The sequence below is a fragment of the Micromonospora sp. NPDC050397 genome, assembly GCF_044901685.1.
Taxonomy (GTDB): domain Bacteria; phylum Actinomycetota; class Actinomycetes; order Mycobacteriales; family Micromonosporaceae; genus Micromonospora_G.
In genome coordinates this window covers 524,680-548,904 of sequence record NZ_JBJDPS010000003.1, presented here as the reverse complement: position 1 = coordinate 548,904, position 24,225 = coordinate 524,680, and the positions used below count along the sequence as shown (strand labels likewise).

Below are 24,225 nucleotides of genomic sequence, written 5' to 3'. Positions count from 1 at the left end.
CCGGCTCGAGCCGCTCTCTCGAAGACGTAGAGCCTGTTCGGCGGCGGAGGTGGGTGCTCCGAATTCGACTGGTAGTTATCAGTATGGGCGATTTGAGGGCATCGGTCACGAAGTATGGCGAGGCCGATTCCAAGGGTCGAGCGTCTCAGCGGCAGTCCTGGTAGGTGAGACATTTGCCCACAAAGCATATGAGTTGGACTGTGTGGCCATGTGTGTCGTGCCGCCTACTGTTAGTGGAGTGCCGGGGGTTGGGTGGCGGGGCCGTGTTCACGCTCACACGCTCTGTAAGGCGGTGCCGGTGTCGCCGAGGAAATGTGGATACCGATGCGGTAGATCCCGACGGTGGTGGGGTTGAACGGGACGACGCCCGTCGGAGTCTGGTCGCCAGCGAGCCGGGCCGCAGCCGCAGCGGCTTCGTGGACGCAGGTTTCTGCGGCTCCCGCGCCTTCGGCCTGGGCGCTGGTGTAGGCGGCGGTGCACGGCATGTTCCCCGTAGTGATGCGAGGGTGTTGGTCACGCCGAGGTAGGTCAGTCGGACGGCACAACCGGTCATCCTCGTCCAGCGCTCGATGAAGATCGCCGTCGCGTCCGGTCGAGTGAATTCGAGGCTCCATCGTACTCATCACGGTGATCAAGGAAGGGGATGAGCAGGACGGACGAGGATTTGGGCACCCGCATGGGGGCCTACCGCGCGAGCGCCGCTGGGCCGGCCCGGTCCAGCGGCTCGCGTGTGGCTCATCGGCTGCGTATCCGAAGTCTCAGGGCCGGCCGGGGGAAGGGGTGAGGAACGCCGCTATCGCCAGCAAGAGGAGCACGGTGCCGGTGAAGCCGGCGGCCCCGGTGAAGATCCCGGCCACCGGATCTCGCGAGCTCATCCCTGTCAGCAGTCCGGCGGCCGCGCCCACCATGAGGCTGAAGACGAGGATCACCGCGAGCCAGAGGGGGCGCGTCGGAGGAGTCATTGCCGATCCGTCCTTTCGTGGCCTCCGGCTGTTCCCGGATGCTTGTCGGGCACCGGTGCACGTCCGCGCCTGTCGAAGGCGAGCGGCGTGCGGCGGAGGGAAGCAGTGGGGGTAGAGTAGCCAGTGTTCTAACACGAGTCAAAAATTCAGGAGGCGAGTCTCAGGGTGTCGACCCCGGAGCTATCCACCCATCTGCGCCGGCTCGTGCGGCTTGTTGAAGAGGACTTACGCGCGTCCCGCGCCAGCGACGTCTCGGACGCGCAGGTCGACCAAGCCGCGGTCGGGTGGGTGCTGGGCACCCTGTTCGTGCGGTTCGCGGAGGACAACCGCCTGATCGATCGACCATCGGCAACTGCGGCGCCGGACCAGCCGCTGCCCTGGCTCCTCTCCCGGTTCGAGTCCTTCGCGGCGGTCGATCCGGGGACCGGGCTGTTCGACCGCGGGCAGAACGTGCTCTTCGACCTGCCGGTCTCGGAACAGATGGCCGGCCACCTGGTCGCCTTGTGGAACCGCCCCGAGGCGGACGGAGAAAAGGCGCACGACCTCGCCACTGCAGACCTGAACACCGCCTTCCTAGGCGACCTCTACCAGGTCATCGAGGAGAGCGCCACCAAGCAGTACGCCCTACTGCAGACGCCTGCCTTCATCACCGAGTTCATCTTGGATCTCACGCTTGAACCTGCCATCCAGGAGCGTGGGCATGAGGCCCTCCGCCTGATGGATCCGGTCTGCGGGTCGGGGCATTTTGTCCTGGAGGCATTCGCGCGGCTGTTTTCCGTCTGGCAGCGGACCGCTCCCACGGTTGCTGTCGAGGATCTGGTCGGTCGTGCGCTGCGCTCCGTGCACGGGGTGGATCTCAACCCTTTCGCCGTGGCTATCACCCGGTTCCGCCTGCTCATGGCTGCGGTGCGCGCGTGTGGCGCCACGAGGCTCAGCGAGGTTGCCGGGTTCGACTGGCGGTTTTCGGTAGCCGTCGCCGATTCGCTGGTCGAGGACCCCTTCGGTGGCGACTACGATGTGGTGGTGGGCAATCCGCCCTACACCACGGTGCGGGACAAGATCCTCGACGAGGTCTACCGCGCCCGGTACGACGCCTGCGTCGGCAGGTACGCCCTCACGATCCCCTTCTCGCAGAGGCTCTTCCAGTTGGCGCGGCCCGGTGGCCATGTTGGTCAGCTGACGTCCAACTCGTTCATGAAGCGCGAGTTCGGTCGAAGGCTCGTCGAGGAGTTCTTCGGGCACCGGGTCGCGCTCACGCACATCATCGACACTTCGGGCGCGTTCATTCCAGGCCACGGCACGCCCACCGTGATATTGATCGGCCGCAATGAGCCGCCTCGTGCCGCGGCACCGGTGCTCACCGTGGCCGGTCTGCGTGGCGAGCCGGCTGTCCCGTCCGATCCTGCTCAGGCCCTGGTCTGGCGATCGTTGCTGCGACAGACGGTGCATCCTGGTCGCGCCGACACGTGGTCGGCGTCTCGCTACGTCAGCCAGGAGCAACTCCGTTCGTTTCCGCTGAGGATTGCGACTAGCGAGGCGGACGAGGTCCTCGCGGAGATCGCCGGCGCGCCACGTCGACTGGACGACTATGTGGTGCGAATCGGATACTTCGCCAACACGGGATCGGATGACATCTTCACCGCGCCACGTCACACGTTCGCGACGCTGGGAGTTCCTGCTGACAACGCCCTCGTGGGCGTAATCTCCGGCTCCGAGGTCCGGGACTGGAACGCCCGGGCCGACCGCTACGCTTTCTGCCCGTACGATTCATCGGGCGAATTTGTCTCGATCGAGCAGCATCCCGCGCATCTACGACGGCTGTGGCCGTACAGTCTGGTGCTGCAGAACCGCCCATCCGGTTTCGAGGGATCTCCCGACAAGAGGGGAAGACCTTGGTACGACTGGCATCAGTTCGTCGGTCGGAGGGGCACGCACGACCGGCTGATCACGTACTCCTGGGTTGCCACCCACAATCACTTCGCCTCCCTGCATAGGGATGAGGTGCCACTGCAATCCGCGCCGATCATCGAACTCCCCCCCGACGCGCCGGAACAGCGCCGCACTGACCTGACCGCATGGCTCAACAGTTCTTCGGTCTGCTTTTGGCTGAAGCAGGGCAGCAACAGCAAGGGCAAGCCGGGCCTCGACCAGACTGGCACCGGCGAACACTGGGACGCCTTCTACGAGATCGCCGCCACCCGGCTGCGTGAGCTCCCATTGCCCGAGAAACTGCACACCACGTACGCCGATGAGTTGGACCGGCTCGCCCGGGAGCTGTCTGAGGCCACTCCCGCGGCGGTCCTCAGCCACCAGTCCCCGAGCCGCGAAGGCTTCTCCACGGCTCGTTCCCGTTGGGAAGCTATCCGCGCCCGCATGGTGGCCCTGCAGGAGGAGCTGGACTGGGAGGTCTATCTCCGGTATGGCGTAACCGAGGACGAGGGCCTGCTGGCCGCTGCCTCCGCCGTTCCGCCATTGAGCTTCGGCGAGCGAGCCTTCGAGATCGTCATGGCTCGACAGTTGGTCGTCGGCGAGCTGGACACTGCTTGGTTTGTGCGGCACGGCGGCCTTCCGACCACCGATCTGCCCGCGCACTGGCCGGCGTCCTACCGTGAGGTGGTCAAGCGGCGCGTCGACGCGATGCAGCGGGACAGTCGGCTGCGGACTCTGGAACGGCCGGAGTTCAAACGACGATGGGCCTCCCCGGGCTGGGACGTCATGGAGGCCGGTGCGGTACGGACCTGGTTGCTCGACAGGTGCGAGACGGCCGAACTCTGGTACGACGACGCAGACGGAGTAAGGCGTGCACAACCGCGAACGATCATGAGGCTCGCCGAGCTGCTGGGCGAGGACCCGGCGATCATCCAGGCCGCTGAGCTGTACGCACCAGGCCAACCGCTGGTCGACGTCGTGAGGGGCCTGTTCGCAGACGAGGTTGTCCCCTACCTCTCCGCCCTACGTTATCGAGATTCAGGCATAGGGAAGCGCGCTGCGTGGGAGGAGACGTGGCGGCTGCAACGGGAACAGGACCTGGGTCTTACCATGCCGGTTCCGCTACCACCGAAATACAGCAGCGCCGACTTCCTGAAGGTGAGCTACTGGCGACACCGTGGCAAGTACGACGTGCCTGGCGAAAGGTTCGTGTCCTATGCTCGCTCGGGAGGCGCCATCAAGGACGCCATGGTGGGGTGGGCCGGCTGGTCCGTCGAGGACCGGGCAATGGTGTTGTCCAACCTCGCGTCAGCCGCGCCGACTCGCGATGACGGCGTTCCGCTGCTCGCCGGTCTGCTCGAGTTGCTGCCGTGGGTGAAGCAATGGTGTAGCGACCAGCAGTACGAGAGCCACCGCACGCTGCTGGACGACTTGATGGCCCGGTGGGTTGTCACCGAGGAGGATCTACGCGGTTGGCGTCCCCTGAAATCGAAGCGTGGGCGTCCTCGCAAGCACATCTGAGCGATGTAGTGGCGTTTCCACTACGAGATCGACACCCTTAAGTTTCCGCTCGGGCTGCAGGAGGTGGTGCTGGACGCTATCGGGCTCGCCAGGAGCGGCTGGATGCCTCGATCCTGGCGCTGAGTCGACGCGTCAAGAACGAGTCCTGGGCATCGGCGGATGTGCCGTAGCCACCCTCATGGCCCTGGCGAAGACTGGCGTGTGGACGCGGCGGGAGACGAAGGGACTGGACGCGGCGGACAGATTTTCTGGCAGGGCTGCGCCGTCCCGCGCCCACGCGCGGCAGCTGCGGGCATGACGGCTGCGGGCACCGTCCGGCAGTGTCAGAACACCGCACCCACAACGATCGCGCTCGATGGCGACATGACTTCGATGCGGCGAGTTGTTGATCATGCGTGGGAGCGGTGTGGGGGCCGTGGCGATTACCGTCGTTCGTTGAGGATTGACGACGGCTACCGCTGTTCGGTGACGTGACCGCACGCCAAGATCATCAGTTGGGTCGTGGGGTCCGCGTGGGGTCCCTGGTCGGGGTTGCGACGGCTACCGACGACTAACGACGCCTACCGCTCCCCGTCGACGGTTACCGACCGCAGGCAGGTACCCTGTTGGCTTGCGCCCTCGTAGCTCAGGGGATAGAGCGTCGGTTTCCTAAACCGTGTGTCGCAGGTTCGAATCCTGCCGGGGGCACCTCGAAGATCAGCAAGACTTTCACCTGACCAGCGGTCCTGGGGCCTCGACCAACAGCGGCAGGGTGCCTTGACGGGCTCCGCTCAGAGGCTGGGTAGCTTCCGCCAGAGCCGCAGCGTCCGGTGCCGGATCGGCTGCGTACGGTGCGGCGCGTCTTTGAGCGATTGCAGGGCGTCGCGAAGCGGGGCAGCGGGATAGCCGTCCTCAAGCCAGCCCAGTGCGAGGCCTACCCAGTAGTCGGACCCGCTGGACATTGCGTACCGAACGAGGTCGTCCCAAGGAGGCGGATCGGACGCCCGAGCCGTTGACATCGGCTCTCAGGTCTTCGTGCTGCCGCTCCAGCAGTGGCAGCAGCCAGACAAGGGTTTCCGTCGCTGGCCAGCGACGTCCGTCGCCCGCCGAGACGATCCACCGGCCTTCCGGATCAACACTGAGCGTCAGCCCGCGATTGTTGATCGCGATCACGGGAGGGCTGTCGTCCGCCATCGCATCATCATCCAGGTGTTCCCGTACGTGACGGCGTTGCCCGAGCTGCTCGACGGCTAGGGATGCGCGATCGATGGGTGCGTGAGCGCGAGCCGACGGCGAAACTGGACTGTCAGTTGCCACGGACCGAGGATTCGCCATGGCAACCAGCGGCCGGAAAGGGAGTGCAGTGAGCGCTGACCAGGAAGTGGCGGCAACCGTGCCACAGATCTACCGGGACGTGACTGACGCTGACGGCCGGCACGGCGATGCGGCCAACCGGATCGTGGCGACCAACGCTCGCGTACCGCTGGTCGCGCAGGCGAACCGGGCGTGGCTCGGTCGGGTGGTCGACTATCTGGCCAGGGAGGGCGTACGGCAGTTTCTGGACATCGGGTCCGGGATGGTCGACGTGGGAAGCACCCACGAGATCGCCCGGGCGGTGCGGCCGGACGCCAGGGTGGTGTACGTCGACATCGACCCGGAGACCGTACGGCAGGCGGCTGACGCCCTTCGTGACGATGCCCGGGCGATCGTGGTGGAGGCGGATCTGACCCAGGCCGGCGAGTTGCTGCGTCGGCTGGACGCGCCGGACGTACGCAAGGTGCTCACCTTCGACGAGCCGGTCGCGGTGCTGCTCGCCGCGGTGCTGCACTTCGTCCCCGACGGGCAGCTCGCCGGGGACGCGGTCGCCACGGTACGGGACCAGTTGGCGCCGGGTAGTTACCTGGCGATCTCACACGGGGCGACTGAGGCGTTCACCGCCGAGGAGGTGGCGAAGCTACAGGCGGCGTACCAGCAGACGACGGCGGCTCGGCCGACACCTCGGGATCGCGGGCAGGTCGCGGAGTTCTTCGGGGACCTGGAGTTGGTCGACCCGGGCCTCATGTGGATCAGCCAGTGGCGGCCGAGGGCAGGTTCGCAGGAGCCGGCCTTCGAGGAGCCGCGTCGTTCCGGCCTGCACGCCGGGGTCGGCCACCTGCGCTGACGGGATGTTCCCAGGTGGGGCGACCTCGCCCTCGCCGGCGCCGCGTCGGGCCGAGCTGGGCTGGGCTGGGCTGGGCCTGCTCATTCTCCTGAGCCAGCGCAAGCGGGGAGCAGGGAAACGGCTCGCGGCTCCGGGTCGGTGCCCGTACGTTCGAATCCGTGACGACCTGGATCGCTCGTTTCGAGCCGCCGGACGACTCGGCTGACGATCACGTACGGGTGGCCGTGAAGGACGCGATCGACATGGCCGGTGTGGTCACCACGGCCGGTTCGGTGGCCGTACGGAACGCTGCCGCACCCGCGCTCGCCGACGCCGACTGCCTGGCCGGGGCGAGGGCGGCCGGGGCGTACATCGTGGGCAAGACCAACCTGACCGAACTCTGCCTCAGCCCGGTCGGCGACAACGAGGGGTTCGGCACTCCGGTGAACCCGCTGGCGCCGGAGCTCATCCCGGGCGGCTCGTCGAGCGGCAGCGCGGTCGCGGTGGCCACCGGCGAGGTCGACTTCGCGTACGGCACCGACACCGGTGGCTCGGTGCGCATCCCCGCCGCCTGTTGCGGGATTGTCGGGCTCAAGACGACCTGGGGGCGGATTCCGACCGGTGGCGTCTGGCCGCTCGCGCCGAGCCTCGACATCGTCGGCCCGATCGCCCGCGACGTGTCCGGGATCGTTGCCGCCATGCGACTGCTCGAACCCGGGTTCACACCCGTCCCGGCCCCGGCCGGCGTGGTCGGACGGTTGCGGATTCCCGGCGTACGGAAGGATGTCGAGGAGGCCGTCGACGCCGCGCTCGGCGCCGCCGGGCTGACCGTACGCGAGGTACGCCTGCGCGGTTGGGAGTCCAGCTTCGAGTCCTTCGAGACCATTGTGCTCGGCGAGCTGTGGCGGTGCCATCGAAGGCTGCTCGACGCCGACGGGCTGGGTGTGTTCGCCAACCGGGGTCTGGTGGCGGGCAGCCAGGTGAGCGCCGATGCCCTGGCCGAAGCGCTGGCCGCCCGGGGTGCCTGGCAGCGGGAGGTGACAGAGCTGTTCGACGAGGTCGAGCTGTTGGCGCTGCCGACGCTGGTCGCGCCGCCACCGTCGCTGACCGATTTTGTCGGCTTCCCGCTCACCCAGCTCACCGCCCCGATCAACCTGGCGGGCGTGCCGGCCCTGGCGCTACCGGTGCCGCAGTCGGGGTCGTCGGTGGCGGGCGCGGTGGTGCCGCCGAGTCTCCAGCTTGTCGGCCCGGTCAACGGCGAGGAACTGCTCTGCGCGACCGGTCTGCTGGTCGAGCGGGCGCTGACCTAGCCACGCCGGACCGGCGAGCCGTCCGGGTGGCAGCCTACGAAACCAGCGAGCCGTACGGGTCGAGCTTTCGGGACCGGGCAGCCGTGTGCGTCGGGGCCTACGAGGCCAAGCGTTGATCCACGGTGTGGCCCGATGTCGTGAGCTCGACCCGGCCGTCCGACTGGTTGATCTCCGACCAGATCGCGTCGAGGGAGAGGCCGAGGACGTCGGCGATCGCGGCGATGGTCGGGAAGGCGGGGGTGGCGACGCGACCAGACTCGATTTTCCGGAGGGTCTCCGGCGAGACGCCTGCGGCGAGCGCGGTGAGGAGCATCGAACGCTCCCCCCGGGCCCGGCGCAGGAGGGCGCCGAGGCGCTGTCCGCGCTCGACCTCCGCGGGACTGAGCGGCAACCTGACCATGGTGCCGATTGTAGTACCGGGATAATATGGCCGGGATACTTATTGGTTGTACGAGTAAGGGTGCCGCATGATCGAGATCCTGGACCCCACCGAGCTGCCGCGAGCGAGGGAGGTGGGCGCCCTGGTCGCCGGCATATTGCAGACCTTGAAGGGCCGCAGTGCGGTCGGTACCAATCTTCGGGACATCGACCGGTGGGCCAAGGCGATGATCGTCGAGGCCGGAGCGGAGTCCTGCTACGTCGACTACGAGCCGTCCTTCGGGCGCGGACCGTTCGGCCACTACATCTGCACATCGGTGAACGACGCCGTACTGCACGGGCGGCCGCACGACTACGCGCTCGCCGACGGCGATCTGCTGACGCTCGACCTTGCCGTTTCCAAGGGCGGAGTTGTCGCCGACTCGGCCATCAGCTTCATGGTGGGCGACTCGAAGCCCCCGGAGAGCGTCGCGATGATCAGCGCGACCGAGCGCGCGTTGGGCGCGGGGATAGCGGCGGCCGGGCCGGGGGCCCGCGTCGGTGACATCTCCCACGCCATCGGTACGGTCCTCAGCGAGGCCGGATACCCCATCAGCACCGAGTTCGGCGGTCACGGCGTCGGATCGACGATGCACCAGGACCCGCACATTCCGAACAACGGTCGGCCCGGCCGTGGATACCGGTTGCGCCCCGGGCTGCTGTTGGCACTGGAGCCATGGATCATGGCGGACACCGCCCAACTCGTCACCGACCCCGACGGCTGGACACTGCGAAGCGCGACCGGCTGCCGGACGGCGCACAGCGAGCACACGATCGCCATCACGGACGACGGAGCCGAGGTTCTCACCCTGCCGAGATAGGCGCGACCGTGGCGTGGAGGCCACTCGGTCCGCCGCCACAACTGCGCCCACCGGCGGATACGAGGACCGGCGGGAGTGGGCGGCTGTGCAGGACGTCCAGCCGGGACACCGCCCGGGTGAGGACCACGTACAGGCGGTTCGCTCCTCGGGGCTCGCCGTCCACGATCTCCGCCGGCTCGACCGCGATCACGTGGTCGTACTCCAGGCCCTTGACCATGGTCGCGGGCAGCACGGTCACGCGGGCGCCGCCGTGGTCCCTGCCGTGGCCGGTGTCGTCGTCGGTCGAGCCGTCGTCGGTCGAGCCGTCGACCGTCATGTTGTCGATGCCGGCCGCCTTCAGGGTGGCCGTCAGCGCCGGGACACGGTGACCCGCGGCGATGACCGCGATCGAGCCCGGCTGGGTGAGGGCGTCCGCCACCGCGACGGTGACCGCGGCCCCCAGGTCGGGCACCGCCCGGAGGCGGAGTTCGCCGTCGGTCCGCAGCGACCGGGTCGGCGGTACGTCCACCGCCAGCGTTGCCAACAGTCGATTCGTCAGCTCGACCACGCTCGCCGGCACCCGGAATCCGGTGGTGAGCGGGACCACCGGCGCCTCCGGCTTGCCGAGGTGGTCGAGCTGTTCCCGCCACGAGCGGGCGGCCCAGGCGGTGGTGGCCTGGGCGAGATCACCGAGCACGGTGAGCGAGCCGTGCCCGCTGCGCCGGGCCACCACGCGGCACTGCATCGGGGAGAGGTCCTGTGCCTCGTCGACCACGATGTGGCGGAAACCCTCCGGTCGCTCGACCAGCCCGGCGGCCTCGTCGAGCAGGACCAGGTCGGCGGCGGACCACCGGGCCCGTTTTGCCGTACGTGGCCGGGGCCAGGCGATCGCCGCCCGTTCCCGTTCGTCCAGCAAGGCGTGCGCCGCGCTCGCCAGCAACTCCGGCTGGCCGAGCAGGTCCGAGACCAACTCCTCCGGGCGTACGGCCGGCCACACCCGGGCCAGGAGATCGTTCACCGGTCGGCAGTGGCTGATCCGGCGTACCCAGCCCGGTCCGGGAGCCTCGCGGGTCTCGGCGTGCCGTTGCAGCCGGTCCACGATCCGGCTGCGCAGCCGATCCCGGCCGAGCCCGTACGGCAGATCGGCCTGGCGTACCTCCTCGACCAGCCGGCGCAGCGCCTCGGCCGAGACCCGCCAACGGAACGACCCGTCCGGAACGACCAGCGGTTCGGTCGGGGTACGGACGCGCGAGTAGAGGGCGTGACGCAGCACGGCTGCCATCCGTACGTCGTGTTTCACCGCTTCGGCCTCCACGCTGTCGACGGCCCGGACCGGGTGTCGGGCTACCAGGTCGTCAAGGGTGCGCTGGGCGATGTCGACCTCGCCGAGTGCCGGCAGCACGGCGGAGATGTAGTCCAGGAAGGCCCGGTTCGGGCCAATGATCAGAACGCCGCTGCGTTTGAGCTGGTGCGAGTACGTGTAGAGCAGGTACGCCGCCCGGTGCAGCCCGACCGCCGTCTTGCCCGTCCCCGGCGCGCCCTGTACGCAGACCGACTCGTGCAGCGCGGCGCGGACCAGCGCATCCTGTTCCGGCTGGATGGTGGCGACGATGTCGCGCATCGGCCCTACCCGAGGCCGCTCGATCTCCGCCGCGACGAGCCGGCTCAACCCGTCGGGCGCGGCGAGTCGGTTCGAGCCGTCGGTGGTGGCGAGCCGGCTCGGCCGGTCCGTCGTGGGCGCCTCGCGCCCGGGTCCCGGGGTGCCGCCGGTCAGGTGCTCGTCCTCGAACCCGGTCAGCTCGGCCGGTCCGTCGAGCGTACGGGTCCAGCCGAAGCGGCGGCGTGCCGTGACCCCCTCGGGCTCCTGCCGGCTGGCCCGGTAGAACGCGCGCGATACCGGTGCCCGCCAGTCCAGCACCCGGGGCTGCTCCGCCGGCTCGCCGATGTGGCGGCGACCGATGTAGTAGCGCTCCCCCCGGTGGTCGCCGGCCGCCTCGGTGTCGCCGAAGTCGAGCCGGCCGAAGTAGAGCGGGCTCTCCGGCTCCTCAGCCAACGCCTTCGCGTGGGTGCGCAGCATCCGGCCGAGGGTCTCGGCGGTGTAGCGGTCGCCGGCGACCGCCGCTCCGGTGGCCACCCGGTGCCGTGCCGTGTCGAGCATCCGCGCGAGGGCGACCCGTGACCGCGCCAGATACTCCCGCTCCCGGGCAAGTTCCGCGTCGAGCGCCGGCACAGAGCTTGCGTCGAGCGCCGGCAGAGGGCTTGCGTCGAGCGCCGGTGACGGGTCCGCCTCGATGGTCTGGCCGGGCTGGTCGTCGCCCACGGTGTCCCCCTCGTTTCCGCCACAACCACAAAAAAGCTTAACCGAGTTAATAATAGTACCGAGTCAAGTTTTTGACCTGGTTGCGAGCCCGGTACGCTGACGTGGTGACAGAGGCGATGGGGTTGCGTGAGCGGAAGCGCGAGCGGACCCGGCAGGCGATCTCGTCGGCGGCGATCAGCCTCTTCCTCGCCCGAGGATTCGACCAGGTCTCGGTGGCCGACATCGCGGCGGCGGCCGAGGTCTCCAAGCCGACCCTGTTCAAGTATTTCGCCAGCAAGGAGGAGTTGGCGCTGCACCGGATCGCGGACCACCGCGAGGAGGCGGCCGAGGTGGTACGCCGTCGCCCGGCCGATCTGACGCCGCTGGCAGCGCTGCGTCGACGGTTCCTCGACGGGCTGCGCGCCCGTGACCCCGTCACCGGCCTCAACGACCACCCCGAGGTGCTCGCGTACCACCGGATGATTTTCTCGTCGCCCGGTCTGCGGGCGGCGGTGCTGCTCTACACCGAACGCGACGAGCGGGCGCTGGCCGACGCGCTCGGCGCGGACCGGGACGCGATCGTGCACGCGGACCTGATCGGGGACGGGGACGCAGCCGGTGCGGCGATGATGACGGCTCGACTCGCGGCCAGCCAGGTGGTCGCCGTACAACGGGTGTTGGCCAGGGAGAACTGGCGCCGGCTGGTCGACGGCCGCCCCGCGGACGAGCAGTACGGCGACGCCGTCGTCGCCGCCGACCACGCGTACGACCTGCTCGGGCGTGCGTACGCCGGTTACTACGACTGAGCGACCATCCCCTGCGGGCGGGTCAGGACGGACGGCGTCTCGCGCATCGGCTTGAGTGCCAGTGCCCAGCGGGCCAACTCGTCGAGGAGCGCCGTCGCCATCGACTCCATCGTCTCGGTCGGCGTGATCCCGGTTCCGTCCTCGCTGCGCAGCCTCCCGACGTAGGGGATCATGACCGACTCCTTCAGCGGCACCATCTTGAGCGTGAGCAGGACTGGTTTGATCGCCTGCTGGGCCCGGGTGCCGGCCGCGATCCCGCCGTAGCTGACCAGGCCGACGGGCTTGTACGCCCACTCGTGGTGCAGGTAGTCGACGGCGTTCTTCAGCGGTGCCGTGAAGCTGTGGTTGTACTCCGGCATCACCAGCACGTACGCGTCACCAACGTCCATTTTTGCGCTCCAGTCGAGCGCCTGCTGGCTCTCGTACTGTCGAATCCGGGGATGGTGCGGCTCGGCCATCATCGGCAGGTCCCACTCGGCCAGGTCGACCAGCTCGACGTCGAAGGCGCCGTGCTGCTCCGCCCGGTCGACGAACCACTGGCCGACCGGGAGGCCGACCCGGCCGGGTCGGGTGCTGGCGATGATGACGTACAGCTTCGGCATGAGCGCGCACGTCCCCTCTCGAAGCGATGCGGGCGGTCCCGGTCCGGTCCGACCAGCCTCTCACGGACGTTACCGTCATCGATCGATATCCCACCGGATCGGAAGCGGGCCGCCGGCAGGCTCAGTCGATGAGGTGGGCTCGGGCGGACAGGTGGGCTCAGTCGAAGAAGCGGGCCATGTGGCTCTCGGACGGCTCCGGGTCGTTCGCCGCCAGCGGGGTCATGTCCGCGAAGATCGAGGCTCCGTCGCAGCCGGCGTGCAGCGGGTACCAGCGTGGGGTGCCCGGTGGTCGAGTGCAGATCCCCTTGATCGTCTGTACGTCGAGCAGCCGTACGTGGGTCGGGTCCGCGACCGCGTTGACGTGCCCCCACCACGGGCTCATGACGTGCAGCACCCCGCCCGGCCGGAGTATCCGGTGGCACTCGTCGACCAGGGACAGGAAGTCGATCAGGTGCTCCAGGATGTGCACCGTGAAGATCACGTCGACCGAGTTGTCGGCGATCGGCAGTCCGCCGGAAAGGTCCGCCTGCGCGTCCACCCCGTCCGCCCGGCGCAGGTCCAGACCGAGGTTGCCCGGGTACTGCTTCGCCGCGCCGCAGCCCAGATCCATCACGACCGGTTCCCGGCCGGCGACCCGTACCCGGGACCAGACCGCGAGCACCCCTTCGAGTTGACCGACGAGTTGCCGTACCAGGCGGAGCACTTCGGCGTCGGCGACGTCGCCGGTCAGGTGCGCCACGCCCCGGTCGAAGCGGACCTCGACATCCAGCCCGCGCAGCCGGTTGTCATGCTTGGCGAGATCGGCGAAGGCCCCGGCGAGGAAACCGTCGATCGCCCGGAGCCGTTCCCCGGGGATTGCCGTGCGTGCCAACGCGACCATGCGCCCACCTCCGGGCGCCGGCTACCCACGATCCGCCCGGTTATGCCGAGGTCCCCGCCCGGATTCCCGCCCGGTGCGTCGGATCGGGGCAGCGCGGGGGGGGACGCCGGGCCGGGTCAGCGAGGGGAGGGACGCCGACCGAGGCGACCGGCGCGTAGCCGTTGCCGTGGCGGCGCCGCCTGGAGCACCCGCTTGAGGTGGTAGCGGTGCAGCTCGGCGGTGCCCTCCAGGCTGCTGTCGTCGGTCACCGCGACCAGGTCCCAGCCCTGGAGGCCAGCCCGGTTGAGGTGTTCCAGGGCGGTGTCGCCGTACGCCGAGACGTCCAGCATCGAGCCGTCCGGGCCGTACCAGGTGTAGATCAGTTCCCAACCGGTGTCCTCTAGCCGCGCCTGCCGGCGCCGCACGAGTAGGGCGTACTCGAACTGGACCATGGGCTCATTGTCGTCTATCTTGGCCGCTCGGCAAGCGGACGCGACGGCGCGTCGAGCGGGCGGACCGGCGTCAGCGTTCGGTGACCCGCCCGCCGTCGACCTCGATGTGCCGGGTGGTCCGGACCGCGTCGAGCATGCGGCGGTCGTGGGTGACCAGCAGCAGGGTTCCCGGGTACGCGTCCAGCGCCGACTCGAGCTGTTCGATCGCCGGTAGGTCGAGGTGATTTGTCGGCTCGTCCAACACGAGCAGGTTCACCCCGCGCGCCTGGAGCAGGGCCAGCGCCGCCCGGGTCCGCTCGCCCGGCGACAGGGTCGCCGCCGGGCGGAGCACGTGTGCCGCCCGCAGCCCGAACTTCGCCAGCAGGGTCCGTACGTCGGCCGGGGCCAGCTCCGGGACGGCCGCGCCGAACGCGTCCAGCAGCGGCTGGTCGCCGAGGAAGAGTCCACGGGCCTGGTCGACCTCGCCGACCACCACCCCCGGCCCGAGTGAGGCGTGCCCGGCGGCCAGCGGCAGCCGCCCGAGCAGGGCGCCGAGCAGGGTCGACTTGCCGGAACCGTTCGCCCCGGTGATCGCCACCTTCTCCGCCCAGCCGACCTGGAGGTCGACCGGCCCGAGGGTGAACCCGCCCCGTCGCACCTCCGCCCCGCGCAGTGCGGCCACCACCGTACCGGCGCGGGGCGCGGCGGCGATCTCCATCCGCAGCTCCCACTCCTTGCGCGGCTCCTCGACCACCTCCAGGCGCTCGATCAGCTTCTCGGTCTGCCGGGCCTTGGCCGCCTGCTTCTCGCTCGTCTCGCCGCGCAGGTGCTTGCCGATCTTGTCGTTGTCCGGGGCCTTGCGCCGGGCGTTGCGTACGCCCTTCTCCATCCACGCCCGCTGGGTACGCGCCCGCGCCTCCAGCCCGGCGCGGGTGTCGGCGTACTCCTCGTACTCGGCGCGGGCGTGCCGGCGGGCCACCTCCCGCTCCTCCAGGTAGGCGGCGTAACCACCGCCGTAGAGTCGGACCTGCTGCTGGGCGAGGTCCAGTTCCAGCACCCGGGTGACGGTACGGGTGAGGAACTCCCGGTCGTGGCTGACCAGTACCGTGCCGGCCCGTAACCCGGTGACGAACCGTTCCAGCCGGTCCAGCCCGGCCAGGTCGAGGTCGTTGGTCGGCTCGTCGAGCAGGAAGATGTCGTACCGGCTGAGCAGCAGCGAGGCCATCCCGGCACGGGCCGCCTGACCACCGGAGAGGGCGGTCATCGGGGCGTCGAGGTCGACCCCGAGACCGAGCTCGGCGGCCACCTGTCCGGCCCGTTCGTCGAGGTCCGCGCCGCCGAGCGCGAGCCAGCGTTCGAGCGCGTCCGCGTACCCGTCGTCGGCGCCCGGTGCTCCGGCGGTGAGCGCCTCGGTGGCCTGGTCCAGCGCGGCCTGCGCGGCCCAGACCCCGGTGCGTCGGGCCAGGAACTCCCGGACGGTCTCGGCCGGCCGGCGCTCCGGCTCCTGGGGCAGGTGGCCGACGTTGGCGCCCGGCGGGCTGAGCTGCACCGTGCCCTGCTCGGCCGGCTGGAGCCCGGCGAGGGTACGCAGCAGGGTCGACTTGCCGGCGCCGTTGACACCGACCAGCCCGATCACGTCGCCGGGGGCGACAACCAGGTCGAGCCCGGTGAACAGGACACGGTCACCGTGTCCGGCGGCGAGGTCCTTGGCGACCAGCGTGGCACTCATGAGACGCCGATGGTAGCTGGCCGCCCCGGCGGCCGGCCGCCGATATATCCGGCCGGGTGGGCGGCGAGTGGGGGCCAGGGCGGGGCAGACTGTGCCGATGGCGACGACTCTCGCGATCGACTGCGGCGGCGGTGGGTTGAAGGCGTCGGTGCTGGACGAGGCGGGGACGATGCGGGCCCGGCCGATCCGGGTGCCGACCCCGTACCCGTTGCCGCCCTCGCTCTTCGTCAAGACCCTGGTGGACCTCGGCGGGCGGCTGCCCGGTGCGGACCGGGTGACCGTGGGCATGCCGGGCATGTTGCGCCACGGTGTGGTGGTGGCGACGCCGCACTACGTCACCCGGGCGGGTCCCCGGACCAAGCCGGACCCGGAGCTGACCGCCGAGTGGTCCGGCTTCGACGCCCGCGCCGCTCTCGGCGACGCGTTCGGGCTGCCGGTGCTGGTGCTCAACGACGCCGAGGTGCACGGTGCCGGCGTGGTGGCGGGGACCGGATCGGAACTGGTCCTCACCCTCGGCACCGGGCTGGGCTGCGCGCTCTTCGACGGCGGCGTGCTCGCGCCGCACCTTGAACTGTCCCAGGCGCCGGTGCGCTGGGGGATGAGCTACGACACGTACATCGGCGAACACGAACGGCGCCGGCTGGGGGATGGGTTCTGGTCCCGACGGGTACGCGGGGTCGTCGAGGGCCTCCGCCCGGTCTTCCACTGGGACAGGCTCTATCTCGGCGGTGGCAACTCGCGGCTGATCCGTCCGGAACAGCTCGCCAAGATGGGGGACGACGTGGTGGTCGTACCGAACACGGCCGGCATCCTCGGCGGTGTCCGCGCTTGGGCGATTTCTCCGGACTGACCCGTGTCTTCCGGTCGGGGGAACAGTCGCGTTCCACCCGATGTTGTGTCAGCGTCAGTGACGACCAGCGCGGTACGGACGGGAGGGGTGGGGAAAGTGGATCTTCTGGCGGAATACCGGCGGGCGACCATGTTCTTCGAGACCGGGGATCCGACCGGTGCGGCCCGGTTGCTGGAGCCGATCGTCGAGGCGGAGCCCTCCAACACCGCCGTACGGCAACTGCTGGCCCGCGCGTACTTCGCCTCGGCGCAACTCGGCCGGGCGGAGGAGCAACTGCGGGTGCTGGTCGACCGCGACCCGAGCGACCACTACGCGCACCATGTGCTCGGCCGGACCCTGGAGCGGGTCGGGCGGGCCCCGGAGGCGTTGCGGCACCTGCGCATCGCGGCGGCGATGCACTCGGACAACGACGACTACCAGACCGCGCTGCGCCGGGTCGAGACCAAGGTGGGCGGATCACGCTGATTGGCGCTGCCTACGATGGGTGCGGTCCGGTCAGGAAAGGTGGCATGCGGTGACGAGGGGCGTGCGATGAAGCTCAAGCTCGACCTGCACGACATCTTCAACCGTGGGCACGACATCGACCGTGCGCTGCGCGGGATCATCGACGAGGCGGTGGCGAAGAAGGCCACCCTGGTCGAGATCATCCCCGGCAAGGGGTCGGGTCAGCTCAAGAAGCGGGTGCTGCGCTTTCTCGACCAGAAGGAGATCAAGCAGATCTACCACCGGGTGGAGAAGGACTCGAACAACTTCGGCCGCGTCTTTGTCCACTTCCGCTGGAAGTAACGTACCGGTGTAAGGAAGGGCCCCTTGTTAACGCTATGCGTTAACAAGGGGCCCTTCCTTACACCTCGGCTCAGTAGGAGTAGGTGTGGGCGACCGCGACCATCTCGGAGCTGTGCGAGCCGACCACCCCGACGCCGGCCGGACGCGGTTGGAAGCCGGGCAGTGCGGAGAGGCCGTCGCTGGCGTCCATCGCGCGCAGCGAGACCGGACCGCCCCGGGGCGAAAGCACCAGCTCGATCTCGATCCCGTCGGCCGGAGGAGCGTGGAAGACCAGCCCGAACGACCACGGCCCGCCGGTGTCGACCACGTCCACCGGTACGGTCCGGCCGGCCACCGTCGCCTGCGACACCCTCGCCGTCGACGCGGCAACGTGCAGGCTGGCGAGGCGTACCTGTCGTTGCGGGGTCAACCGTAGCCGAAGGGTGCGCTGGTCACCGCTGGTCTGGTCGGCGAGCACCGTCAGGGCCGGCGCGGGCAGGCTGGCGGTGGCCGCCGGACCGGCGAGCATCTCCTCGTCGCCGAGACCGGGAAAGTCGGCCCAGGTCGAGGTCGGTGAGTCGACGTACCGGGCTGTCCACGGCCGCGGGTCGGACTCGTGGCTGAGCCAGCGTGCCGTACCGGAGCTGGTGTCGAGGGCGTACATCAGGTGGGTGGGTACCGGGTGGGTGGCGTCGAACCGGTCGACCACCAACCCGGTCCCGGCGAGCGCCAGCGCCGCTGCCGCCGCCACCAGGGTCGGCAGCGCGTCGGTAGCGCGCCCCGCCCGACCCGTGCCGCCCGATCCCGGTCGTGGCGCGTCGGGCGGGGGATGGGCGAGGCCGAGCGCGGCTGACGCGGGATGGGGGAGGCCGAGCGTGGCTGGCGGGGGATGGGGGAGGCCGAGCGTGGCTGGCGCGGGATGCGGCGGGCCGGGTGCGGGTGGTGTGGGAGGGAGCGGATCGGGCGCGGGTGGCGCGGGATGGAGCAGGTCGAGCACGGGTAGCGCACCGAGCCCGAGCAGTACGGCGAAGAGCGCCGCGACCCCGCCCATCGCCATCCCCAGCGCGGGGAAGAGCAGCATCACCGTCGGCAGCAGGATGAGTACGCCGACCGCCGCGCCGCCGGTCGTCGCGACCACGCTCCACGGGTCGCCCGGCCGGAGCGCGAGCGCGACCAGGGAGCCGACCGCGCCGGCCAGTGCCGGCAGCGTCGCCAGGTACGCGCCGCCGGGCGTGAGTACGGCGAGCAGCACCCCGAGTACGGCCAGCCAACCGAGCCCACCGAAGGCCAGGGCATGCGCCCCGACCCGGCGTCGCAGGAGCGCGTACCAGCCGAGCAGTACGGTGGCGGCGAGCGCCAGCACCGCCAGTCGATACCACAGTGGACGGTACGGGTCGAGCAGTTCGGCGTAACCGGGGCGGATCGTGGTGACCGCCAGCCAGAACAGTTGGGCCAGCACCGGTGCGACCACGATCGGCAGCAGGGCCAAGCCGAACCCCGCACCCAGCCGTGACCACGACACCCCGCGCCGCCGCCGGGTCGACCAGCCGAGCAGCCCGACGGCGACAACCGCGAGCAGCGCCAGCGGCCAGGTCAGCCAGCCGGGATAGCGGACCAGGGCGCCCGGCACCGGGAAGTAGGTGGCGTCCCCGCTCGCCCGCAGGTCGGCCAGGTCGGTCGCGCCGAACTCCCGGGCCAGCGCCAGCGTGTTGGCGCCGTGCTGTTGCAGGCTGCCCCGGTCGACGTTGGCCGGGGTGTCGAGCGGGGTGTGGTAGATCGCGCTGCCGTCCAGGTAGGCCGAGTTGAGCCCGGTGAAGCCCCGGTCGAGGAAGGCGGTGAAGTCGGTGTCGTTGGGTAGCAGGCGGTAGACCTCGACCGCGAACGAGGTGCCGATGGCGTGCGGTGCGGCCCGGCCGAAGACGTCGACCAGGCCGGCGTTGTCCCGCGAGGTCTCGAACATGATCACCGGGCCGGTGCTGCCGCGTGCCTCCAGGTTGATCACCACGCCGCCCTCGGCCGCGAGCGGGTGGCCGGACGCGAACGCGGAGGCGCCGCAGAGGCACGCCTCCTCGGCGTCGGTGAGCACGAAGACGATGTCGTTGCGCGGGCGCTCACCGCTGCTCAGCGCGCGGGCCACCTCCAGGATGGCCGAGGTGCCGACCGCGTCGTCGTTGCCGCCCGGCCCGGACTGCACCGAGTCGTAGTGCGCGACCAGGAAGACCCGGCCGGTCGGGTCGGTCCCGGGCAGCCGGGCCACCACGTTGCGTACCCGGGCCAGGGTGGCGCCGGCCGCCGCGCCGCTGAGCTGCCCGGCCTCCTCGGCGACCGTGTCCTGCACCTCGGTCTCCAGGCCGAGGCCGCGCAGGGTGGTTTCCAGGTACGCGCGCACCCGCTCGTTGGCGGGGCTGCCGGCGACGTGCGTACCGGCGGCGACCACCCGTACGTGCTCGTCCGCGCGGCCGGCGCTGAACTGCCCCGGCGGGGCGTCGGCGGCGACCGGCTCGGGGGTACGGAGGTCGAGCAGTGCGGCGGTGCCGATCGCGACCAGCGTGACCAGTGCGGCCAGCGCCGCCAGACTCCGGCGGGGGGACCGGGTCGGCACGGGTGATGCGGGTTCGGGGGGTGACACGACGGATACGCCCACGGTTTCTCCTGGGGGAATGGGGTCTTCCTGGCGTCAATGGGGTGGTTCCTGGTTGTTGCGGCTTGTTGCCCGGATCCGGAGGGCCCGGCGCCGGGTACGGGGAAGGAAGGGGATCGGGTCGGGTGTGAGTTGGGTTACCGGTGCGTACGGTGGCCCTATCCTGCCCGTTGCCGAGGCTCGGTGGGTGACTGCCAGCCGGGCCCCGTTGTCGCATAGCGTGGGTGCATGACCGTGGTCCCTGACCCTGATCCGATCGACGTGCTGCGGGAGTTCGTCGACCGGGTGGTGCCGTACGACCCCGATCCGGCGGCTGTCCCGCTCGCCTCGGTCGAGGTCCGGCACCGCCGTGCCACCGAGCGCTTCGTGCTCACCCCGCACCTGGTCCGGGCGCTCGCCGGGGCGCTGGCCGGATACCGTGACCCGGGCGACCGGGGCCGCTGCGCGCAGTGCGGGAGCCGGCGGTTGGACGACAACCTGCACTGTCTCGACTGCGGCCGGCTGCACGGCGTGCTCGGCGAGGTGATCGCCGCTCGGGCCGTACGCGTCGCCTCGGCCGACGGCGCGGCGGACGGATACTCCGGGTGATCGGCCGACCGGCGCGGGGCGCCGCGTTCCCCGTGTTGTGTGGCAGCGTTGGGTGGTACAGGATCAGCAGGTTGATCGCGAAGGAGCGGGAAATCAGCATCGAGAAGCCCCAATCCCGGGCCGGGGGCCGGCGCCACGGAGTGCCGGCGTGACCGGCTCCTCCGTCGTGCCGCAGCGGGCCTACCCGCACGGCGGGCTCAGCCGTCACCCCAACCTCCCGGTGGGTGAGCGGCTGCGGGTCCTGCTGGTCGAGGACGACGAGGGCGACGCCTTCCTCGTCGGCGAACTGCTCGCGGAGACCCAGTCGGCGATCGAGCTGCTGGTGGCGACCAGCCTCAACCAGGCCCGGCAGCAGATCGGCGGGGTCGACTGCGTACTGCTCGACCTCGGCCTGCCCGACGCCGAGGGGCTGGACGGGCTGCGCCAGGTCCTCGCCATGTCCAGCGGGGCGGCGGTCTGCGTACTCACCGGCCGGCAGGACGAGCGGCTCGGCGTCGACGCGGTCGCCGAGGGCGCCCAGGACTACCTGGTCAAGGGACAGGTCGACGGGGTGCTGCTGTCCCGCGCGCTGCGGTACGCGGTCGAGCGCAAGCGGGCCGACGAGAACGCCCGCCGGCTCCGCGAGGTCGAGTTGCGCCAGGCGGAGTCGGCCCGGCTGGAACGGGGTCTGCTGCCACAGCCGCTGATGGACACCGACCAGGTGGTGGTGCACACCTTCTACCGCCCCGGTCGACACGCGGCGCTGATCGGCGGCGACTTTTTCGACGTGGTCCAGACCACCCCGGACCGGGTCGACCTGATCGTCGGTGACGTCTGCGGGCACGGCGTGGACGAGGCCGCGCTCGGCGTCGAGTTGCGGGTCGCCTGGCGGGCCCTGGTGCTCGCCCGGGTCCCCGACGACGAGGTGCTGCCCGCCCTGGAGCAGGTGCTGATGAGCGAGCGCCGGCTGCGGGAGATCTTCGCGACGGTGGCCACCGTACGGCTCGACCTGGCCGCCAACCGGGCCACCTTCCGGCTCGCCGGTCACCCGCCGCCGCTGTTGCTCTCCGGCGGCCGGGTCGCTCCGGTGCCGGTCCCCGGCGGGTTGCTGCTGGGCGTGCGCCCCCGGCCCCCGGTCGCGTTCGACCTGACGTTCGACAGCGAGGACTGGTCTCTGCTGCTGTACACCGACGGGTTGATCGAGGGGCGGGTCGGCGAGGGGCCGGACCGGCTGGACGTACCGGGGCTCGGCGGGTTGGTGAGCGATCCGAGGGCACGCGGCGTACCGCTGGCGGAACTGCCCGGCTGGCTGGTCAGCCGGGCCGAGGAACTCAACGGCGGGCCACTCTCCGACGACGTGGCGATGCTGCTGGTGAGCCGGGGTGGTGGTCGGTGATGAATGGTGAGCCGGAAATCGACCGGGAGCCGGGCTCGACGGCCCGGCGCCAGTTCGGCTGGAGCCTGCGCCGCCGGGTCACCGCGCTCTGCGTGGTGGTCGGCACGGTGCTCGGGCTGCTCGCGGTCGGCGAGGCGCTGGTCGCCAACGACAACCGCAGCCACCTGGACACGCTGCTGACCAAGACCGGGCCGCTGCGCACCGACGCGGAGTCGCTGCCGACCGCGCTGGTGAACCAGCAGACCGCCGTACGCGGCTACGCGGTCAGCGGCGACCGGGCGGACCTGGTGCCGTACAACGACGGGCTGGCGCAGGAGGGCGTCCTGATCGCCCGGATGGACACGCTCCTGCACGACCAGCCGGCGATCCGCCGGCAACTGCACCTGGTACGCGACCAGGCGGCCCAGTGGCGGGCGGACGTGGCCATCCCGATGATCGACGCCACCGCCAGTGGTGGCCCGAGCGCCGGCCAGGCGCTCATCACCGACCAGGGTCGGCGGCAGTTCGAGGAGTTGCGCGGCTCGACCGAGCGGTTGCAGGACCTGGTCCTGGACCTGCGCAACGAGGTTGCCGGCAAGGCCAGGAAGACCGGCAACACGCTGGTCTTCCTGCTGATCCTCGCCGCGGCCGTGGTGATCCTCGCCGGGGTGGCGCTGGTGGTCTCGCTGAACCGGGTGGTGATCGGGCCGGTGACCACCCTGGCCGAGCAGGTGCGCGCGGTCGCCGGGGGCGAGTACCAGCGCGAGATCATCCGGTCCGGCCCGCCGGAGCTGGCCCAGCTCGCCGGTGACGTGGACGCGATGCGCCAGCGGATCGCCGCCGACCTGGCCGAGGTACGTGAGGCGCGGACCCGGATCGAGTGGGTCAACAGCCAGCTCCAGAAGCAGGCGGAGGAACTGGTCCGCTCCAACCGCGACCTGGAGCAGTTCGCGTACGTCGCCTCGCACGACCTCCAGGAGCCGCTGCGCAAGGTGGCCAGCTTCTGCCAGTTGCTGCAACGCCGGTACGCCGGCCAGCTCGACGAGCGCGCCGACCAGTACATCGCGTTCGCGGTCGACGGCGCCCAGCGGATGCAGCGGCTGATCAACGACCTGCTGGCCTTCTCCCGGATCGGGCGGCTCACCACCGGTTTTGCCGAGGTGGACCTGAACCAGGTGATGGGCGAGGTGGCCCAGCAGACCGAGGCCGCCCGGGAGTACGCGAGCGGCGAGCTGACCTGGTCCGAGCTGCCGACCGTGCAGGGCGAGGAGGCGTTGCTGACCAACCTGCTGGTCAACCTGGTCAGCAACTCGCTGAAGTTCCGCCGGCCGGAGGTGCCGCCCCGGATCCGGATCTCGGCCCGCCGGGTCGGCGACGAGTGGGAGATCACCTGCGAGGACAACGGCATCGGGATCGAGCCGGAGTTCGTCGACAAGATCTTCGTGATCTTCCAGCGGCTGCACTCGAAGGACGCGTACCCGGGGACCGGCATCGGGTTGGCGATCGTGAAGAAGATCGTCGAGTACCACGGCGGACGGATCTGGGTCGATCTCGACGTCACCGAGGGGACCAGGATCCGGTTCACCCTGCCGGTGGGCATCGAACCGGACCCGCCGGCACTGGCCGCCACGCCGGCCGTGCCGGAGCAGCCGACCGGGCCGGACGGGCGTGAGCCGGAGCGGGTGGACGGGACGGGGCGCGACGCCGAGAGGGAATCCATCGGGTCGGACGACCCAACGACCGGTGGGCCGGACGGGCCGCAGACCGGTGGGACGAAGGAGATCGTGGCATGACGGCACCGCCGGACGGCAAGAGTCCGATCGAGGTACTCCTGGTCGAGGACGACCCCGGGGACGTACTCATGACCCAGGAGGCGTTCGAGGAACACAAGCTGCGCAACCGGCTGACCGTCGTGTCGGACGGCGCGGAGGCGCTGGCCTACCTGCGCCGCGAGGGCCAGTACGCGGACATCACGCTGCCGGACCTGATCCTGCTCGACCTCAACCTGCCCCGCCGGGACGGGCGGGAGGTGCTGCGCGAGATCAAGAACGACGAACAGCTCTGCCGGATCCCGGTGGTGGTGCTGACCACCTCCCAGGCGGACGAGGACATCCTGCGCAGCTACCAGTTGCACGCGAACGCGTACGTGACCAAGCCGGTCGACTTCGAGCGGTTCATCACGGTCGTACGCCAGATCGACGAGTTCTTCGTCAGCGTGGTGAAGCTCCCGCCGAGGGGGTGAC

At 70.3% G+C, this 24,225-nt stretch carries 21 protein-coding genes and 1 tRNA gene; 14 read left to right on the top strand and 8 right to left on the bottom strand.

Annotation, left to right across the window (positions count from 1 at the left end; all coding sequences use genetic code 11):
• Positions 1–758: 758 nt before the first annotated feature.
• Positions 759–962: a hypothetical protein gene (locus tag ACI2K4_RS13495; protein ID WP_404510944.1), complete on the bottom strand. Its 204-nt coding sequence runs from the start codon at positions 960–962 to the stop codon at positions 759–761.
• Between the two features lie 165 nt (positions 963–1,127).
• Here ACI2K4_RS13495 and pglX point away from each other — a divergent pair, with 165 nt between their 5' ends.
• From pglX to ACI2K4_RS13470, 5 genes are all read left to right on the top strand, one after another.
• Positions 1,128–4,412 carry a BREX-2 system adenine-specific DNA-methyltransferase PglX gene (gene pglX / locus ACI2K4_RS13490; RefSeq protein ID WP_404510942.1) on the top strand — a complete coding sequence of 1,095 codons (3,285 nt, stop codon included), beginning with the start codon at positions 1,128–1,130 and terminating at the stop codon, positions 4,410–4,412.
• Between the two features lie 614 nt (positions 4,413–5,026).
• Positions 5,027–5,099: transfer RNA gene (locus tag ACI2K4_RS13485), tRNA-Arg, on the top strand.
• A 327-nt stretch (positions 5,100–5,426) separates the two neighbouring features.
• Entirely contained in the window at positions 5,427–5,645 is a 219-nt protein-coding gene (locus tag ACI2K4_RS13480) for a hypothetical protein (RefSeq protein ID WP_404510940.1), read from the top strand.
• Positions 5,646–5,754: 109 nt separating this feature from the next.
• On the top strand, positions 5,755–6,552 hold the full coding sequence (locus tag ACI2K4_RS13475) for an SAM-dependent methyltransferase (protein WP_404510938.1): 798 nt from the start codon (positions 5,755–5,757) through the stop codon (positions 6,550–6,552).
• Between the two features lie 158 nt (positions 6,553–6,710).
• On the top strand, positions 6,711–7,841 hold the full coding sequence (locus ACI2K4_RS13470) for an amidase (RefSeq protein WP_404510936.1): 1,131 nt from the start codon (positions 6,711–6,713) through the stop codon (positions 7,839–7,841).
• A gap of 97 nt (positions 7,842–7,938) precedes the next feature.
• Here the strand turns inward: ACI2K4_RS13470 and ACI2K4_RS13465 are convergent, their stop codons facing one another.
• The gene (locus tag ACI2K4_RS13465) at positions 7,939–8,241 is read right to left on the bottom strand and encodes a helix-turn-helix domain-containing protein (RefSeq protein ID WP_404510934.1); all 303 of its coding nucleotides are present in this window, start codon (positions 8,239–8,241) and stop codon (positions 7,939–7,941) included.
• A 67-nt stretch (positions 8,242–8,308) separates the two neighbouring features.
• Here ACI2K4_RS13465 and map point away from each other — a divergent pair, with 67 nt between their 5' ends.
• Positions 8,309–9,079: a type I methionyl aminopeptidase gene (gene map, locus ACI2K4_RS13460; RefSeq protein ID WP_404510932.1), complete on the top strand. Its 771-nt coding sequence runs from the start codon at positions 8,309–8,311 to the stop codon at positions 9,077–9,079.
• Here the strand turns inward: map and ACI2K4_RS13455 are convergent.
• The gene (locus ACI2K4_RS13455; protein ID WP_404511812.1) at positions 9,063–11,312 is read right to left on the bottom strand and encodes a HelD family protein; all 2,250 of its coding nucleotides are present in this window, start codon (positions 11,310–11,312) and stop codon (positions 9,063–9,065) included. The genes map and ACI2K4_RS13455 overlap by 17 nt on opposite strands.
• 170 nt (positions 11,313–11,482) lie before the next feature.
• Here ACI2K4_RS13455 and ACI2K4_RS13450 point away from each other — a divergent pair, with 170 nt between their 5' ends.
• The gene (locus ACI2K4_RS13450) at positions 11,483–12,163 is read left to right on the top strand and encodes a TetR/AcrR family transcriptional regulator (protein WP_404510930.1); all 681 of its coding nucleotides are present in this window, start codon (positions 11,483–11,485) and stop codon (positions 12,161–12,163) included.
• On the opposite strand, the gene ACI2K4_RS13445 is transcribed toward ACI2K4_RS13450, so the two are convergent.
• The 4 genes from ACI2K4_RS13445 to ACI2K4_RS13430 form a co-directional block, all read right to left on the bottom strand.
• Positions 12,154–12,765, bottom strand: coding sequence for an NADPH-dependent FMN reductase (locus ACI2K4_RS13445; protein ID WP_404510928.1), 612 nt, complete (start codon positions 12,763–12,765; stop codon positions 12,154–12,156). The two genes, ACI2K4_RS13450 and ACI2K4_RS13445, sit on opposite strands and share 10 nt — an antisense overlap.
• Positions 12,766–12,922: 157 nt before the next feature.
• Entirely contained in the window at positions 12,923–13,645 is a 723-nt protein-coding gene (locus ACI2K4_RS13440) for a methyltransferase domain-containing protein (RefSeq protein WP_404510926.1), read from the bottom strand.
• 116 nt (positions 13,646–13,761) lie between these two features.
• A complete protein-coding gene (locus ACI2K4_RS13435) occupies positions 13,762–14,076 on the bottom strand; it encodes a hypothetical protein (RefSeq protein WP_404510924.1) in 315 nt (104 codons plus the stop codon).
• 70 nt (positions 14,077–14,146) lie between these two features.
• Entirely contained in the window at positions 14,147–15,784 is a 1,638-nt protein-coding gene (locus ACI2K4_RS13430; RefSeq protein WP_404510922.1) for an ABC-F family ATP-binding cassette domain-containing protein, read from the bottom strand.
• 97 nt (positions 15,785–15,881) lie between these two features.
• On the opposite strand from ACI2K4_RS13430, the gene ACI2K4_RS13425 reads away from it, so the two are divergent.
• The 3 genes from ACI2K4_RS13425 (at position 15,882) to ACI2K4_RS13415 (ending at position 17,420) form a co-directional block, all read left to right on the top strand.
• Entirely contained in the window at positions 15,882–16,634 is a 753-nt protein-coding gene (locus ACI2K4_RS13425; RefSeq protein WP_404510920.1) for an ROK family protein, read from the top strand.
• 96 nt (positions 16,635–16,730) lie between these two features.
• The gene (locus ACI2K4_RS13420) at positions 16,731–17,099 is read left to right on the top strand and encodes a tetratricopeptide repeat protein (protein ID WP_404510918.1); all 369 of its coding nucleotides are present in this window, start codon (positions 16,731–16,733) and stop codon (positions 17,097–17,099) included.
• Positions 17,100–17,165: 66 nt separating this feature from the next.
• Complete coding sequence (locus ACI2K4_RS13415) at positions 17,166–17,420, top strand: Smr/MutS family protein (protein ID WP_121158332.1); 255 nt, start codon at positions 17,166–17,168, stop codon at positions 17,418–17,420.
• 70 nt (positions 17,421–17,490) lie between these two features.
• Here the strand turns inward: ACI2K4_RS13415 and ACI2K4_RS13410 are convergent, their stop codons facing one another.
• Entirely contained in the window at positions 17,491–20,043 is a 2,553-nt protein-coding gene (locus ACI2K4_RS13410; RefSeq protein ID WP_404510916.1) for a M28 family peptidase, read from the bottom strand.
• Positions 20,044–20,268: 225 nt separating this feature from the next.
• Here ACI2K4_RS13410 and ACI2K4_RS13405 point away from each other — a divergent pair, with 225 nt between their 5' ends.
• From ACI2K4_RS13405 to ACI2K4_RS13390, 4 genes are all read left to right on the top strand, one after another.
• Complete coding sequence (locus ACI2K4_RS13405) at positions 20,269–20,628, top strand: hypothetical protein (RefSeq protein ID WP_404510914.1); 360 nt, start codon at positions 20,269–20,271, stop codon at positions 20,626–20,628.
• Positions 20,629–20,794: 166 nt separating this feature from the next.
• Positions 20,795–22,003 (top strand): PP2C family protein-serine/threonine phosphatase, encoded by a 1,209-nt coding sequence (locus ACI2K4_RS13400; RefSeq protein ID WP_404511810.1) that lies wholly within the window; start codon positions 20,795–20,797, stop codon positions 22,001–22,003.
• Positions 22,003–23,775, top strand: a complete 1,773-nt coding sequence (locus ACI2K4_RS13395; RefSeq protein WP_404510912.1) for an ATP-binding protein — start codon at positions 22,003–22,005, stop codon at positions 23,773–23,775. Before ACI2K4_RS13400 ends, ACI2K4_RS13395 begins: the two co-directional genes overlap by 1 nt.
• Positions 23,772–24,224, top strand: coding sequence for a response regulator (locus ACI2K4_RS13390; protein WP_404510910.1), 453 nt, complete (start codon positions 23,772–23,774; stop codon positions 24,222–24,224). Before ACI2K4_RS13395 ends, ACI2K4_RS13390 begins: the two co-directional genes overlap by 4 nt.
• The last annotated feature ends 1 nt before the right edge of the window (position 24,225 follow it).

Coding starts and splice junctions, on each gene's coding strand:
- ACI2K4_RS13390 (WP_404510910.1), top strand. CDS start 23,772: ATGACGGCACCGCCGGACGGCAAGAGTCCGATCGAGGTACTCCTGGTC.
- ACI2K4_RS13430 (WP_404510922.1), bottom strand. CDS start 15,784: ATGAGTGCCACGCTGGTCGCCAAGGACCTCGCCGCCGGACACGGTGAC.
- ACI2K4_RS13440 (WP_404510926.1), bottom strand. CDS start 13,645: ATGGTCGCGTTGGCACGCACGGCAATCCCCGGGGAACGGCTCCGGGCG.
- ACI2K4_RS13395 (WP_404510912.1), top strand. CDS start 22,003: ATGAATGGTGAGCCGGAAATCGACCGGGAGCCGGGCTCGACGGCCCGG.
- ACI2K4_RS13445 (WP_404510928.1), bottom strand. CDS start 12,765: ATGCCGAAGCTGTACGTCATCATCGCCAGCACCCGACCCGGCCGGGTC.
- ACI2K4_RS13435 (WP_404510924.1), bottom strand. CDS start 14,076: ATGGTCCAGTTCGAGTACGCCCTACTCGTGCGGCGCCGGCAGGCGCGG.
- ACI2K4_RS13425 (WP_404510920.1), top strand. CDS start 15,882: ATGGCGACGACTCTCGCGATCGACTGCGGCGGCGGTGGGTTGAAGGCG.
- ACI2K4_RS13405 (WP_404510914.1), top strand. CDS start 20,269: ATGACCGTGGTCCCTGACCCTGATCCGATCGACGTGCTGCGGGAGTTC.
- ACI2K4_RS13495 (WP_404510944.1), bottom strand. CDS start 962: ATGACTCCTCCGACGCGCCCCCTCTGGCTCGCGGTGATCCTCGTCTTC.
- ACI2K4_RS13465 (WP_404510934.1), bottom strand. CDS start 8,241: ATGGTCAGGTTGCCGCTCAGTCCCGCGGAGGTCGAGCGCGGACAGCGC.
- ACI2K4_RS13415 (WP_121158332.1), top strand. CDS start 17,166: ATGAAGCTCAAGCTCGACCTGCACGACATCTTCAACCGTGGGCACGAC.
- map (WP_404510932.1), top strand. CDS start 8,309: ATGATCGAGATCCTGGACCCCACCGAGCTGCCGCGAGCGAGGGAGGTG.